The organism is Lawsonibacter sp. LCP25S3_E2, assembly GCF_052117285.1.
Lineage (GTDB): Bacteria > Bacillota > Clostridia > Oscillospirales > Oscillospiraceae > Lawsonibacter.
The window spans coordinates 97916-112165 of sequence record NZ_JBQKJL010000007.1; the positions used below are offsets into that span (position 1 = coordinate 97916).

Genomic DNA, 14250 nt, shown 5'->3' on the forward strand with positions numbered 1-14250 from the left:
GCTTTCCGTGGGTTCTTATTATTCCTCCTGCCAGGCCTTGCAGACATCCACCCAGCCCCGGCTGTGGGAGTACTGCTCCAGCTCGCCGCAGGTGAGCTCAATGGCGGAGTTGGAGCTGCCCGCAGCGGGGAAGACGGTGTCAAAACGCTGAAGGGAAATATCCAGGTAGGTGTCCACTCCGTCGGGATTGGCAAAGGGGCACACACCGCCCACCGCGTGGCCGGTCATTTCCACCGCCTGCTCGGGGGTGAGCATTTTGGCCTTTGTGTGGAACAGGTGCTTATACTTGCTGTTGTCGATCTTTGCGTCCCCGGCGGCCACGATCAGCACGCATTTGTCCTCCACCAGGAAGGACAGGGTCTTGGCGATCCGGGCGGGGATCACCCCCACCGCCTGGGCGGCCAGCTCCACGGTGGCGCTGGACACTGGGAACTCCAGAATGTCGCCCTCCCGGCCTAGGGGACGGAAGTAGTCTCGTACCTTCTCGATGGACATTCCTCAGCCCTCCAGCTTCTTGGCGGCTTTGGACAGAAAACGCTCGTTGGTGACAATAAACCGCTCGTGGGTGCCCTGGCCGATAAGACCCTTTTGGTCGTAGGCGGCGACCTTCAGCACCAGGCGCTTGCCGTCCACTTCGGTAATCTCGCTCTCCGCCCAGACCTTCATCCCCACAGGGGTAGCGGAGTCATGGGTGATGTCCAGCTTGGTGCCCACGGTGCTCTGCCCCTCCTCCAGGTGGGGGGCAATGGACTTCCAGGCGGCCTCCTCCATCAAAGCACACATAAAGGGAGTACCAAAGACGGGCAGCGCCCCGGAACAGGCGGCCTGGGCAGTATTCTGATCGTTGACCAGGGCCTCTGCCCGGCCCTTCAAACCGACGGTAACAGACATGGAAATGTCCTCCTTTGTAATAACATTGGGGCTATTGTACTACACCCCGCCGGGAAAATCCAGCCCCTTTCCTGAATTACATCAAGCAGGCAATGTTGGCCGTGGAGGCGAGCACCACCCAGTTTTGGGGGAAAGGCCGGTCCAGGTTCCAATACCCCACCCCGTGAAGGCCATATTCCAGGGCCAGCTTCACCTTGGCCTGAATGCTTCGGGCATCTTCAAACCATACCTCCCGCTCCTGTCCATTTTCGTCCACATACCGGAACCAGGGAGCCTGAGCGGTTTGATCAAAACGGATGGCGGCGTGGCGGTCCCAGGCCAGGCGGACAGCCTGCTGGTTCCCTACAGATACAGCCCGATTTCCCTCTTTGAATGGGATGGGCCAGTTATAGCCATAGTTGGGGATGCCCAGGTAGAGCTGCTGGGGACGAAAGTGAGTGAGGGCATATTCCACCACTTCCCGCACCTGGGGCAGGGGGGCCACGGCCATGGGCGGGCCGCTGACATAGCCCCAGTCGTAGGTCATAAGCAGAGCGTAGTCCACCGCCTGGGCGATGCGGTCATAGTCATGCCCCTCATAGAGCCGTCCGGGCTGGTCATCCCGTGTTTTCGCTGCCAAGGCTGCGGACAGGGGCAGCCCCATGGGAGAGAGGGCTTGGCGCAGGCGGCTAAGGAAGTTAGCATAGTGTTCTGCGTCCTCTCCATAGACATATTCAAAGTCCACATCCACCCCGCGGTAGCCCTTGCCCTGTGCCTGTTTCACAATGGCGGTGATGAGCTTGTCTTGGGCAGTGTCGCAGTTTAATAGCTGATGGACCAGCTGGCTGGAGAAGCTGTCGTTCTCGTCCAGGTTGGCAAGGCACAAAAGCGGTGCCACACCCGACTGGAGAGCGGCAGAGATCAGAACTTCATCCTCCGGAGCGATCAGCGTCCCGTCACTGGTGAAGCGGTGGGCGAAGGGGGTGAGCTGGGAGAGATAGGGGAGAGTGGCGGTGAGCAGTGCGCGGTCGATCCAGGGGTAGGCGTAGCTGTTGACGGTGAGAAGCCCCTGGGGACGGTCCTGGTATTGGATCACCAGCACCTGGCCGGGGTAGAGAAGGTCTTTCCCCTGAAGATTGGGGTTATTGCGCAGCAGGGTGCGGACGGTGGAGGCGTGGGCCTGGGCAATGGACCAGAGGGTATCTCCCTCCTTCACGGTGTAAGTGAGCGCAGGGGTACGGATGACGATGGTCTGGCCCACCACCAGCTGAGAGGGGTCGGGGAGCTGGTTGTCGTGGAGCAGGCGGTCCATGGAGACCCCGTACTGCCTGGCCAGTCGGTAAAGGGTATCTCCAGGCTGTACCACATGAATGTCCATAGGAAAATCCTCCTTACAGCAGGGTGATGTAGTCGGCGTTGGCATAGCCGACGGTGCCGTTGAAGTTTACCAGGTGCCAGCCGTTTGCGGTGTTGATGATGGTGATGGGAGCCCCATCGGGAGCCTGTGCCAGGATGGGAGCGTCGGTAGTTGGCCGGGCGCGGATATTGAGTCTGCCCCAGGTCACATCCACTACGCCGGAACGGCGGTTTTCCGTCTCGAAGAACGGGATGTCGAAATATTCGGTCAGAGCCAGCACCAAAATCCGTGCTACTTCATCCAGGTTGTTTTTGATCCAGGCCGCATCCTCGGGGTTGTCGTGGAAGGCCAGCTCCAGCAAAATGCCTGGGGCCCGGACCTTAGCTACCTCACCCAGGGTGGTGGTGGACTGGATGCGCACCAGATTGGGGTCAGGATAGATGGTTTTCAGAGCATCTGCCACCAGTTCCGCCGCCCGTTTCCCAGGGGCGCTGGTGGGGTAGTAAAAGACAATGGAACCTTTGGCCTTCCCGGCCTGGTCACCGGCTGCGGCGTTGGAGTGGAGGGCAAAGTGCAGGTCATAGTTTCCCGCATTAGAGGCGGCAATGGAGGAGGCGGCGGTCATGTCCGGGGTGTTCCGGGAATAGCGGATCCCTGAGGCATCCAGATAGGGGACCATTTTGTCGGCCAGAAGATTCATGTAATATTCCTCAGTCCCGCCGTTGACATAATAATTAAACTCCTGGGTGGAGGGGGAGAGATAAATAATGGGCATAGAGAAAGCACCTCCTGTTTTTGCCCATCCTATGAAAAAATTTGAAAAAAGGTGCAACTGCTCGGTTCTTTTTTCGTCTAAAGGAATAGAAGACCAGAATGAAAGGGAGGATTACCGTGAAGAAAAAGAAGGCGTTTGCCCTGTGCCTGTCCATGCTGCTGCTTTGTTCTGCCTGCGGAGGGGGAAGCTCTGCAAACATGGCCGCGGGGGATACCACAGCATCCAGCGGGGCCGCGATGGAGTATGGCAACAGCGGTGGGAGTGGGATGGACATGGAGCTCTACGCACCCTCTGCTCCTCAGGAGTCTCAGTCCGCTGCTGCAGCGGCGGAAGAAGATGGGGGAAGCTCCGTCTATCAAAACAGCGGAGCTAAGCTCATCCGCCGGGCGGAGCTGTCCATCCAGACCACTGTGTTTGACCAGGCCGTCCAATCCCTCCAGGATCTGGTGGAACAGTGCGGGGGTTACTTTGAGCGCTCCTCGGTGTATGGGGGCAGCTATCGGGATGTAAACGCCCAGCGCAGCGGAGAGTATGTGGTGCGTATTCCGGCGGAGAAATACCAGGCGTTTTTATCTGCCACGGGGGACCTGGGCTATGTGACCCAGCTGACCGAGAGCAGCGAGGACGTGGGGGAACAGTACTATGACACGGAGTCCCGGCTGAAAACCCAGCGCACCAAGCAAGAGCGGCTGCTGGAGCTGCTGGAGAAGGCGGAGACCATGGAGGATATCATCTCTTTGGAAAATGCCCTCAGCGAGGTGGAGTATCAAATTGAGCAGTATACCTCCACCCTGAACCGCTACGATGCCCTCATTGGCTTTTCTACCTTCAATATTTATCTCAATGAGGTGAGTAAGGTCACGGAAGAGGTGGGAGAGACCGCTTCCCTGGGGTCCCGTATGGCGGCAGGGTTCCGTTCCAGCCTGGAAGGGCTGGTAACCGGCAGCCAGCAGCTGCTCATTTGGGTGTCCTACAACTTCATTGCCCTGGCGGTTCTGGCAGCAGCCGTGGCAGTGGGCGGTACAGTGGGATACCGCCGCTGGAAGCGGGTAAGAAAGGCCAAGGAGCAGCCGAGGGACCCGGAATAAGGGAATGTAAAGATTCCGGACGAAGGGGTTAAACCTGAATTCAAAATCCGTACCGGGACTGGCCTATAATGGGCCGGTCCCGGTATTTGAATTTCGGGCAGACAAAGGAAAGAGAAATAACCCGGCTCCTGACCACATAGGATGGACGGAAGGGAGGACGAGCGATTGATCGGCAGACTGAAATTTACCGCGCGGGGGAAGGGGATCACGGTTCCGGGCAGGCTCTATGGACTCCATGTGCTGTGGGCGGAGGTGGACCCGGAGAGCTTTTGGGCATTGCGGCGGCTGCGGAAAGCGGGCCGGTCCTTCCGCCGGGCAGGGGTGAGCCGCCTGCTGGTTCCGGGAAGCTTTGAAGACTGGAATGTGGTGGGTGCCATGGGCCTTCGTCCCATCGAGACCGAACCTTTGGTCAAGGCGCACAGTGCCCCTCTGGCCTTGGGGAGCCTGGAACGCCGGGGACTTGCCCCCGACCGTGCTACTGTGGCCCTGCGGGGCAGCCGGGCCGACCGGGCGATGCGGCAGGCCGCGGCAGAGCTGTGTCCCAGAGTACGCAACCTGGTGATCGATGTGCCCAGAGGCGGCCGGGAGCTGGCCCAGTGGCTGCGGTGGGAGTTTGGAATGCCTATTTTGCCCCAGGAAATGCCGGGACAGGTAGGGCTCTGTTTCCATCCAGGCAGCGAAGGTGAGGATGAGGAGGATTTGGGCCTTTATGGGCCCAGCCCACGGCTGGCCGGGCTTGCTCTGGCGGCACCGGAGCTGGCAGAGGAGGACCGGGAAAATCTCCCCCTGCTGGCAGCGCTGTGGGAGGGGGGAAAGCTGGGGCCAGAAGACATAAAAATACTTGACAGAACCGGGCCGAACACATATAATGACACAGAATCCATCCTTATGCCCACTGAATGATAAAAAAGCGGGCAGGAAGCGCAAAATATGAAATTTCCGCGCCAATGCGTGTTGCCCGGAGCAGCTCCGGGTCATTTTTTGGAAAGGTGTGCGAGGTACTATGGCAAAGGAATACAAGCTGAGCCCCCAGCGGCTCAAGGAATTGCAGGACGAGATGAATTACCTGAAGACCGTCCGGGAGAAAGAGGTGGCCGAGCTCATTAAAGAGGCCCGTTCCTTTGGCGATCTCAGCGAGAACAGCGAGTATGACGAGGCCAAAAATGAGCAGGGCAAGCTCTATTCCCGCATGGCTGAGCTGGAAGAGATCCTGAGCAACTATGTGGTCATCGAAGAAGAGGAGCAGGAGGGCGACTATGTCCGTCTGGGCTCCACGGTCACGGTGCTGGATAAGGAGTTCAACGAGGAGGAGACCTATAAGATCGTTGGCTCTCAGGAGGCCGATCCTATGAACGGTGCTATCTCTGAGGATTCCCCCTTTGGCCGCGCCCTGCTGGGAAAGAACCCTGGAGAAGACGTGACCGTAGACGCGCCTGCCGGTCCCGTGGAGTACAAAATCCTGAAAGTAGAGCGGTAATATTATACTTGGCCTGTGGGCCGAAACAGATAGGAGTGGTCGCATATGGCCGAGAAGAACAATCAGAATGTCCCTCAGGAGGAGAACCTGTCCCAGCTGCTGCAGATTCGCCGGGACAAGCTCGCCAAGCTTCAGGAGGAGGGGAGTGATCCCTTCCAGGTCACCCGCTATGAGGTGAACAACGACTCCGCCAACATCAAGGAGAACTTCGACGCCCTGGAGGGCAGCGAGGTCTCCATTGCCGGACGGCTCATGTCCAAGCGCGGTATGGGTAAGGTGTCCTTCTGCGATTTGCAGGACAAGTCCGGCCGCATCCAGCTCTACGCCCGGAAGGACGAGATGGATGAGGAGGAGTATGAGCGGTTCAAGAAGTACGATATCGGTGACATCGTGGGCGTCCACGGTGTGGTGTTCCGCACCCAGCGGGGCGAGATGTCCGTGCGGGTGGTGAAGGTGACGCTGCTGAGCAAGTCCCTGCTGCCCCTGCCCGAGAAGTTCCACGGGCTGACCAATACGGAGCTTCGCTACCGTCAGCGGTATGTGGACCTGATCGTCAACCCTGAGGTGAAGCGCAACTTTATCATCCGTTCCAAATTTATCAAGCACGTGCGTGACTTCATGGATGGCCGGGGCTTTATGGAGGTGGAGACCCCCGTTCTCAACACCATCTCCGGCGGCGCCACCGCCCGCCCCTTCATCACCCATCACAACACCCTGGATATCGACATGTACATGCGCATTGCCACCGAGCTGCCCCTGAAGCGGCTCATTGTCGGCGGCATGGACCGGGTGTATGAGATTGGCCGTATCTTCCGCAACGAGGGCATGGACCCCAAGCACAATCCTGAGTTCACCACCATTGAGCTCTACCAGGCCTATGCCGACTTTAACGACATGATGGACCTCTTCGAAGATCTGCTCTCCTCCGCCGCCCAGAAGATTTTGGGCACCTATCAGGTGGAGTGGCAGGGGGAGAAGATCGACCTGACCCCCGGCTGGCCCCGTCTGCCCATGCACGAGGCGGTGAAGCAGTACTGCGGCATCGACTTTATGGCCATCACCTCCGACGAGGAGGCCGTGGCTGCTGCCAAGTCCATCGGCGTGGAGCTGCCCGAGACGGCCGACAAGACCTGGGGCAACGCCCTCTATGAGTGCTTTGACCAGAAGGTGGAGGAGAAGCTCATCCAGCCTACCTTCATCACCATGCACCCGGTAGACGTGTCCCCCCTGGCCAAGCGTTCGCCCAAGGACCCCCGGCTCACCGAGCGCTTCGAGCTGTTCATCTGCCACAGTGAGATGGGCAACGCCTTCTCCGAGCTCAACGACCCCATTGACCAGCGCCAGCGCTTCCAGAAGCAGGTGGAGCTGCGGGACAAGGGAGACGAGGAGGCCGGCATGATGGACGAGGACTTCCTCACCGCTCTGGAGTACGGCATGCCCCCCACGGGCGGCCTGGGCATCGGCATCGACCGGTGTGTCATGCTGCTGACCAACTCTGACAGCATCCGTGAAGTCATTTTGTTCCCCACCATGAAGCCCGAAGGGGTCAAGAAGGAGGAAAAGGCCGCTCCCGCTGCCGCTCAGGCTCCTGTGGAGAAGATCGACTTCTCCAAGGTGGAGATCGAGCCTCTGTTTGCCGACTTCGTGGACTTTGAGACCTTTGCCAAGTCCGATTTCCGTGCCGTGAAGGTGAAGGAGTGCGAGGCGGTCAAGAAGAGCAAGAAGCTGCTGAAGTTCGTTCTGGACGACGGCAGCGGCACCGACCGTGTCATTCTCAGCGGCATTCACGATACCTATGAGCCTGAGGAGCTGGTGGGCAAGACCCTGATCGCCATCACCAACCTGCCTCCCCGGAAGATGATGGGCATCGACTCCTGCGGCATGATCATTTCCGCCATCCACCACGAGGAGGGCGTGGAGAAGCTCCACTGCCTGATGGTGGACGACCATATTCCCGCCGGCGCCAAGCTGTACTAAGCGCTACTGAACCTGTAAAGTGCGATTTTCCGTGAATGCCATGGGAAATCGCACTTTTTTGTCTGAAATTTGAACCGAATCCATGAAATGTAAGAAGAGAGGATTTTTTCTTCCCTTGATGGAGGGAATGTGATATACTTACCCTGTATCATTGGGGACAGGAGGACACTATGATCATCTTAGGCATCGATCCCGGAGTGGCTACCATTGGGTTTGGGGTCATTCGGGCCCAGCGGGGCAAGAATACGCTCATTCAGTATGGCGTCATTACCACCCCGGCGGGACTCCCCCTGTCTAACCGGCTTCTGCAGATTTCCAACGATATGGAGGAGCTCATCCATACCTTTCACCCCGATGAAATGGCGGTGGAGGAGCTGTTCTTCACCAAAAATATCACCACCGGCATCGCCGTGGCCCATGGCCGGGGGGTGATCCTTCTGGCGGCGGAGAAGCTGGGGGTGCCGATCTTTGAATATACCCCCATGCAGGTGAAACAGGCGGTGGCGGGATACGGCGGAGCACAAAAGCGTCAGGTCATGCTGATGACCCAGCGGCTTTTGAATATGAAGGAGGTCCCACGGCCCGACGATGCCGCCGACGCGCTGGCCATTGCCATCTGTCACGGCCGCTCGGCCACCAGCCTGCTCAATACTGAACGGGTCTTTGACCCCAAAAAATATGACACGAGGTAAGCGGTGTGAGAACTGTTTTGAAAAAGCCGGATTCCGCGCCCCCGTACAGCCTCCATGATGCCTATGTCCGGAAGGTGCAGTTGCAGGGAGATACCCTGCGTCTCATCACCCAGAGCGGCTATGTCAGCACTTTGGGCCCCTGCGAGCAGGTGGAGGGGGATGTAGAGATCACCGGCATTGACTGGGACTTTTCCAGTGTCTATGTTATGGAATACCAAAATGTCCTGTGTGGCAACTACGGCTCCTTTACCGGCAAGAAAATGACGGTGGAGGAATTCCTGCGGGAATATCCCGAGATGGGCCTGGACATTATGGATGAGACATTCGGATATCATCAGGTGAAGCTGGATGGCTTTCTGAACCTGGGGAATCGCTGTCTGGAATTTCGTTTAGAACTGTGCTATGACGGAGCATTTCGTTATTTGTTAAAAGACTAAAAGCCGCCCTACGGGCGGCGGGTGGAGGAAACTATGTTTTATTATCTCAGCGGCACCGTGGCCCACATCGAGCCCTACCTGGCTGTCATGGACTGCGGCGGGGTTGGGTATGCCTGCCGCACCACCAGCTATACCCTGTCCGCCTTAAAAAAAGGTGACAAGGGAAAGCTCTTTACATACCTGAATGTTCGGGAGGATGCCATGGAGCTCTATGGCTTTGCCACCCAGGAGGAGCTGAATCTGTTCCAGCAGCTCATTTCGGTTTCCGGCGTGGGGCCAAAGGCGGCACTGTCTATTCTTTCCTCCAATACGCCGGCCAACTTGGCTTTGTCCATCATTACCGGGGACGAGAAGGCCCTCACCTGTGCCCAGGGCATCGGCAAAAAGATTGCCCAGCGGGTGATTTTGGAGCTCAAGGACAAGCTGGCCAAGGGGCAGACCATCAATGGGGCGGGAGAGACTTACGGCGGTACCGGGGTCACTGTCATTCCCGAAAACAAGCTCTCCGAGGCCGGCGCTGCGTTGGCAGTGCTGGGGTATTCCCAGGGAGAGATCAATGTGGCCCTCAAGGGGATCGACTTGGACAGCCTTACTCTGGAGGAGATCATCAAACAGGCACTGAAAAAGATGATGAAGGGGTAAAGGCTATGGAAGAGAAGAAAAGATCCAAGGCCGTGGTGAAAAGCGGGATTACCTTTGGTACCTGTCTGGCTATGGTGATTTCCTACACGACTTGGCACTCGGTGGGCTGGGCCATCTTTCACGGTTTGCTTAGCTGGGTGTATGTGATCTATTTTATCCTGCGGTATTGAGAGGAGGCGGACGTATGGCAAAATTTGAAACAGAACTCCGCGGCGATTTTGATGAGACCCTGGAGTATTTCCATAAAGGAATTTTAGATGCCAGCATGTCTGCCAGCTTCGAGGACGAGAGCTATTGGCAGCGGGCTGGCGTGCGCTGCTGCGTGCGGGTGTATGAGCGCTACAGCTTCGGCGGCGGCAACCGGGTATCCATGGCTTTGATGCTGATGGGGGATGGGGAAGACCTGTTTTTGTCTGCCATTACCTCCGGAGGAAGTCAGGCCATGTTCTTTAAAATCAACACCTGGGGGGAAGAGGCCTTTCTGGATACCCTCCGGGAGCTGGCAGAGCGATATTAGTTCGTCCATTTGAAGTAAAACCCACCGAATGGGACAGGGATGTGACAGTTTGAGTATTGATTTTTCCAATTCGGAATTTGACAGCGAGGAGCTGGAGCCGCTGGTGACCACCTCCCTCACCCGAGAGGACGAGGGGGAGTATTCCCTGCGGCCTAAAACCTTACGGGAGTACATCGGCCAGGAAAAGGCGAAAGGGAATTTGGAAGTCTTTATCCAGGCAGCCAAAATGCGCCATGAGCCTCTGGACCATGTGCTCCTCCACGGCCCGCCCGGCCTGGGCAAAACCACCCTCAGCGGCATTATCGCCAATGAGATGGGGGTAAATGTGCGCATTACCTCCGGCCCTGCCATTGAAAAGGCGGGAGATCTGGCGGCTCTGCTCACCAATTTAAATGAGAATGACATCCTCTTTGTGGACGAGATCCACCGCCTCAACCGTTCGGTGGAGGAGGTGCTCTACCCGGCCATGGAGGACTACGCCATCGACATTATCATTGGAAAAGGGCCTTCGGCCAACTCCATCCGCCTGGATCTGCCTAAGTTCACCCTCATTGGAGCTACCACAAGGGCGGGGCAGCTTTCCGCTCCCCTTCGGGACCGGTTTGGAGTGACGTTAAGGCTGGAGCTTTACACCCCGGAGGAGCTGGCCCTCATCGTGACCCGTTCTGCCGGGATTCTGGAGGTGCCCATTGAGCCGGACGGAGCCATGGAGATTGCCCGCCGCAGCCGCGGAACCCCCCGGATCGCCAACCGGATGCTCCGCCGGGTGCGGGATTTTGCCCAGGTGAAGGCGGGGGGCGTCATTACCAAAAAGGTAGCGGACGAGGCCCTTACTGCCCTGGAGATCGACTACCTGGGTCTTGACTCCATCGACCACAGAATGCTGCGCAGCATTATTGAAAATTACCGGGGCGGTCCCGTTGGCCTCGAGACGCTGGCCGCTACGATCAATGAAGAAGCAGTGACCCTGGAGGACGTGTACGAGCCCTACCTTATGCAGCTGGGCTTTCTGACCCGTACCCCTCGGGGACGGTGCGTTACCCCAAAGGCTTACCAGCACCTGGGTCTTAGCGTTCCGGGTGGACAGGACGGGGCAATGGACCAGCTAAGTTTTTAATTCTTGAGGTTTTTGTGAAAGAAAAGATTCAAAAATTGTTTGTGTGCCTGTTGGGAACCGGGATTCTCTTTTCCCTTGCATTTCTCGTGTTTGCAGTTGTTGCCCAATTGGGTGGCCGCTTGATGGGAATATTCGGTTTTCATTATGAAAGTATGGGACAGCTGCTGATCTATTTTCTCAGTGCTGCGCTTTTTAGTCTGCCTCTGGAACTGTTCAGTACGGCGCTGCCTCGTGCGCTGTACCGGATGGGGAAGGTGAGCCGGCGACAGGGAAATTTACTTTACATTCCGTTGGACACCTTGTGTACAGTGATCAGCTTTTGGCTTGCAGACCAATGGATAAAGGGGGTTTCCGCAAGCGCACTGTCCCTATGTATCCTGGGACTTTCCATGGCTTTGGTTACTCTGCCGATCAAAAAGAAATCTGAGCAGTGAAGAGAATATTTGATGACTTTGGAAGAAAGAAGGAACAATAACATGGGTAAACTGTTTGGAACGGATGGAATTCGCGGTGTGGTCAACGCCGGATTGGACGCAGATCTGGCCTACAAAGTGGGTCTGGCTGCCGCCACAGTGCTGGCCAAGGGCAAAAAGCCGGGGGAGAAGCCCCTGGTGACCATCGGGAAGGACACCCGCATCTCCGGTGATCTGCTGAAGGGTTCTCTTATTGCAGGACTTTGTACCGCTGGAGCTGATGTGCTGGATCTGGGCACCCTGCCCACCCCCGGTGTGGCCTGGGTCACCGTGGACGAGGGGGCGGATGCGGGGATCGTCATTTCCGCCAGCCACAATCCCTTTGAGCATAACGGCATTAAAATCTTCAACGGACAGGGCTTCAAGCTCTCCGACGAGCTGGAGGAGAAGATTGAGGACATCGTCCTCTTCGGCCACAACGATGTGGCCCGGAAGACCGGGGCGGACATCGGCAAGGTGAGCTATGTGGCTCCCAAGGCCTCTGAGGACTATATCGACCATCTGGAGAGCACCATCGACTCCACCCTGGGTGGTCTTCGGATTTTGGTGGACTGCGCCAACGGCGCCGCTTCTGCCACCGCCGCCCGGCTCTTTGACCGGTTCTCCAAGCTGCGTACCGACGTCATTAACGCCGACCCCGACGGGGTGAACATCAATGAGAAGTGCGGATCCACCCATATTGACGGCCTGGCCGCCATGGTAAAGGCCGGCGGCTATGACCTGGGCCTGGCTTTTGATGGAGATGCGGACCGGTGCCTTGCGGTAGACGAGCTGGGCAACCTCATTGACGGTGACCAGATCATGGCCGCCTGTGGTCAAGACCTCAAGAAGAAAGGCAAGCTGCCCGGAGACACCGTGGTCGCTACCGTCATGTCCAATCTGGGCCTGCACCTGTACACCAAGGAGAACGGCATGAAGCTGGAGTGCACCGACGTGGGCGACCGGAACGTGCTGGAGCGTATGCTGGAGAAGGGCTATGCCATCGGCGGTGAGCAGTCTGGGCATATGATTTTCCTGGAGTATGCCACCACCGGCGACGGACAGCTCACTGCCCTGCAGATGCTGGCCCTGCTCAAGGAGAGCGGCAAGAAGGCCTCTGAGGTGTTTGGTCCCTGTCCCCGGTATCCCCAGGTGCTGGTCAATATCCCTGTATCCGACAACGATGTCAAAAAGTCTGTGATGGCAAGCCCTCTGCTGGCCCAGGCCATCCAGCGCGAGGAGGCGGGCCTGAACGGGGAAGGACGGGTGCTGGTGCGCCCCTCGGGCACCGAGGCTCTTATGCGTGTTATGGTGGAAGCAAAGACTCAGGAGCTTGCACAGGAGGTGGCCGACCGGCTGGCTGATTTGATCCGGGGACTGTAAGGATAAAATTGGAAGTTGTAATTTTAAACAGAATATTTCCTGAAAACCCTTGACAAATCTGAACAATTTGTTTATTATGAATAACAATCAATGCGTCGATTTGGAGCATTGGCCCGTTAACAGCCTGACGGACGAACAACTGTCCCAGAGAGCTGCCCAGGGAGATTCCCAGGCAGAGACAGAACTGGTCCAGCGGTATGGCCGGCTGGTCCGGGCTTGTGCCCGCCCTCTGTTCCTGGCGGGGGGAGACAGCGAGGATCTGATCCAGGAAGGAATGATGGGACTGCTTACCGCCATCCGGAGTTATGATCCGGGACGGGATGCCAGGTTCCGCACCTATGCGGAGATTTGTATCCGAAGCCGCCTGCTTACCGCCGTACGTGCAGCCCAGGGTGGAAAGCATGCACCCTTGAATTACAGCGTTTCATATGAGCCACCTCTTTTTGACGGAACCAGTGCGCATCTGTTTTCCAGCGCCGAGAGCCCAGAGGATGTGGTGATCGGCAGAGAGGAACTGAAGGAGCGTCTGGACGCTCTGAAAGGCCAACTGTCAGAGCTTGAAGCACAGATTTTAACCCCTTATCTCAGCGGCCTCTCCTGCGGAGAGATCGCGCAGCGGGTGGGCCGCTCCCAAAAGTCAGTGGACAACGCCATTCAGCGTATCCGCCGAAAAATGGCCCGCAGCTTTTCTTCCGGCGTATCCAGCGAGAGCTGATCGCAATATTACAACCGCCCGGCGTATTGACCGGGCAACGAGTCAAAGAGAGGGAATTCCAATGTACGAAGACAAGATCCTGGTATGCAAAGAGTGCGGCAACGAGTTCGTCTTTACCGCTGGTGAGCAGGAGTTCTACGCTGAGCGTGGCTTCCAGAACGAGCCCCAGCGCTGCAAGCCCTGCCGTGACGCCCGCAAGAACGCTGCCCGCGGCCCCCGTGAGTACTTCACTGCCGTGTGTGCCGCCTGTGGTGGTGAGGCTAAGGTTCCCTTCGAGCCCAAGTCTGACCGTCCTGTCTACTGCAGCGACTGCTTCGCCAAGATGCGTGAGCAGCAGGGCTAATTAATAGCCGACTTAAAAGGGTGCCCGCTGGGGTGCCCTTTTTTATTTATCCTTCCGGGGAAATCACGGAACTTTTTCCAATTTTCCATTGAAAAAGCCGGGAAGATAGGGTATACTATCCCCATCCCAAAATAAATGGAGGATTTCCAATGACCATTACGAAGGATACTATCATCGGCGATATTCTGACCATCGCTCCTCAGACTGCCCCCCTGTTTATGGACATCGGTATGCACTGCCTGGGCTGTCCCGCTTCCCGTGGTGAGACCGTGGAGCAGGCCTGCATGGTCCACGGGGTGGATCCTGACGAGCTGCTGGCCAAGGTCAATGCCATGATCGCCGCCCAGTAAAAACCACACATAGACGGAGAAGGGGAGCGGACGGTCCGCTCCCTTTTCTGTTGCGGAA

The 14250-nt window shown here is 57.5% G+C and carries 19 protein-coding genes; 15 read left to right on the forward strand and 4 right to left on the reverse strand.

The window, feature by feature from the left end:
- Positions 1-18: 18 nt before the first annotated feature.
- The 4 genes from ACTQ3R_RS08200 to ACTQ3R_RS08215 form a co-directional block, all read right to left on the reverse strand.
- Positions 19-495: a YbaK/EbsC family protein gene (locus tag ACTQ3R_RS08200; protein WP_441778647.1), complete on the reverse strand. Its 477-nt coding sequence runs from the start codon at positions 493-495 to the stop codon at positions 19-21.
- Between the two features lie 3 nt (positions 496-498).
- On the reverse strand, positions 499-891 hold the full coding sequence (locus ACTQ3R_RS08205; RefSeq protein ID WP_441778648.1) for a thioesterase family protein: 393 nt from the start codon (positions 889-891) through the stop codon (positions 499-501).
- A gap of 76 nt (positions 892-967) precedes the next feature.
- Positions 968-2248: a LysM peptidoglycan-binding domain-containing protein gene (locus ACTQ3R_RS08210; RefSeq protein WP_441778649.1), complete on the reverse strand. Its 1281-nt coding sequence runs from the start codon at positions 2246-2248 to the stop codon at positions 968-970.
- A gap of 13 nt (positions 2249-2261) precedes the next feature.
- Complete coding sequence (locus ACTQ3R_RS08215) at positions 2262-3002, reverse strand: SH3 domain-containing protein (protein ID WP_441778650.1); 741 nt, start codon at positions 3000-3002, stop codon at positions 2262-2264.
- 116 nt (positions 3003-3118) lie between these two features.
- Here ACTQ3R_RS08215 and ACTQ3R_RS08220 point away from each other — a divergent pair, with 116 nt between their 5' ends.
- From ACTQ3R_RS08220 to ACTQ3R_RS08290, 15 genes are all read left to right on the forward strand, one after another.
- Positions 3119-4090 (forward strand): DUF4349 domain-containing protein, encoded by a 972-nt coding sequence (locus ACTQ3R_RS08220; RefSeq protein WP_441778651.1) that lies wholly within the window; start codon positions 3119-3121, stop codon positions 4088-4090.
- 165 nt (positions 4091-4255) lie between these two features.
- Entirely contained in the window at positions 4256-4993 is a 738-nt protein-coding gene (locus ACTQ3R_RS08225; RefSeq protein ID WP_441778652.1) for a hypothetical protein, read from the forward strand.
- 100 nt (positions 4994-5093) lie between these two features.
- The gene (gene greA, locus ACTQ3R_RS08230; protein ID WP_441778653.1) at positions 5094-5567 is read left to right on the forward strand and encodes a transcription elongation factor GreA; all 474 of its coding nucleotides are present in this window, start codon (positions 5094-5096) and stop codon (positions 5565-5567) included.
- 45 nt (positions 5568-5612) lie between these two features.
- Positions 5613-7544 carry a lysine--tRNA ligase gene (gene lysS / locus ACTQ3R_RS08235; RefSeq protein WP_441778654.1) on the forward strand — a complete coding sequence of 644 codons (1932 nt, stop codon included), beginning with the start codon at positions 5613-5615 and terminating at the stop codon, positions 7542-7544.
- Positions 7545-7714: 170 nt separating this feature from the next.
- Positions 7715-8236: a crossover junction endodeoxyribonuclease RuvC gene (gene ruvC, locus ACTQ3R_RS08240; RefSeq protein WP_441778655.1), complete on the forward strand. Its 522-nt coding sequence runs from the start codon at positions 7715-7717 to the stop codon at positions 8234-8236.
- 5 nt (positions 8237-8241) lie between these two features.
- Complete coding sequence (locus ACTQ3R_RS08245) at positions 8242-8673, forward strand: hypothetical protein (RefSeq protein ID WP_441778656.1); 432 nt, start codon at positions 8242-8244, stop codon at positions 8671-8673.
- 33 nt (positions 8674-8706) lie between these two features.
- Entirely contained in the window at positions 8707-9315 is a 609-nt protein-coding gene (gene ruvA / locus ACTQ3R_RS08250; protein WP_441778657.1) for a Holliday junction branch migration protein RuvA, read from the forward strand.
- 5 nt (positions 9316-9320) lie between these two features.
- Positions 9321-9485, forward strand: a complete 165-nt coding sequence (locus tag ACTQ3R_RS08255) for a hypothetical protein (protein WP_441778658.1) — start codon at positions 9321-9323, stop codon at positions 9483-9485.
- A 14-nt stretch (positions 9486-9499) separates the two neighbouring features.
- Positions 9500-9832: a DUF6054 family protein gene (locus ACTQ3R_RS08260; protein WP_441778659.1), complete on the forward strand. Its 333-nt coding sequence runs from the start codon at positions 9500-9502 to the stop codon at positions 9830-9832.
- Between the two features lie 49 nt (positions 9833-9881).
- Positions 9882-10949 (forward strand): Holliday junction branch migration DNA helicase RuvB, encoded by a 1068-nt coding sequence (gene ruvB, locus ACTQ3R_RS08265; protein ID WP_441778660.1) that lies wholly within the window; start codon positions 9882-9884, stop codon positions 10947-10949.
- 14 nt (positions 10950-10963) lie between these two features.
- Complete coding sequence (locus tag ACTQ3R_RS08270; protein WP_441778661.1) at positions 10964-11383, forward strand: YrvL family regulatory protein; 420 nt, start codon at positions 10964-10966, stop codon at positions 11381-11383.
- 42 nt (positions 11384-11425) lie between these two features.
- Positions 11426-12784 carry a phosphoglucosamine mutase gene (glmM, locus tag ACTQ3R_RS08275; RefSeq protein WP_441778662.1) on the forward strand — a complete coding sequence of 453 codons (1359 nt, stop codon included), beginning with the start codon at positions 11426-11428 and terminating at the stop codon, positions 12782-12784.
- A 76-nt stretch (positions 12785-12860) separates the two neighbouring features.
- Positions 12861-13499 (forward strand): sigma-70 family RNA polymerase sigma factor, encoded by a 639-nt coding sequence (locus ACTQ3R_RS08280; RefSeq protein WP_441778663.1) that lies wholly within the window; start codon positions 12861-12863, stop codon positions 13497-13499.
- 61 nt (positions 13500-13560) lie between these two features.
- Positions 13561-13842 (forward strand): zinc-ribbon domain containing protein, encoded by a 282-nt coding sequence (locus tag ACTQ3R_RS08285; protein ID WP_441778664.1) that lies wholly within the window; start codon positions 13561-13563, stop codon positions 13840-13842.
- A gap of 149 nt (positions 13843-13991) precedes the next feature.
- Positions 13992-14192, forward strand: coding sequence for a DUF1858 domain-containing protein (locus ACTQ3R_RS08290; RefSeq protein WP_441778665.1), 201 nt, complete (start codon positions 13992-13994; stop codon positions 14190-14192).
- The last annotated feature ends 58 nt before the right edge of the window (positions 14193-14250 follow it).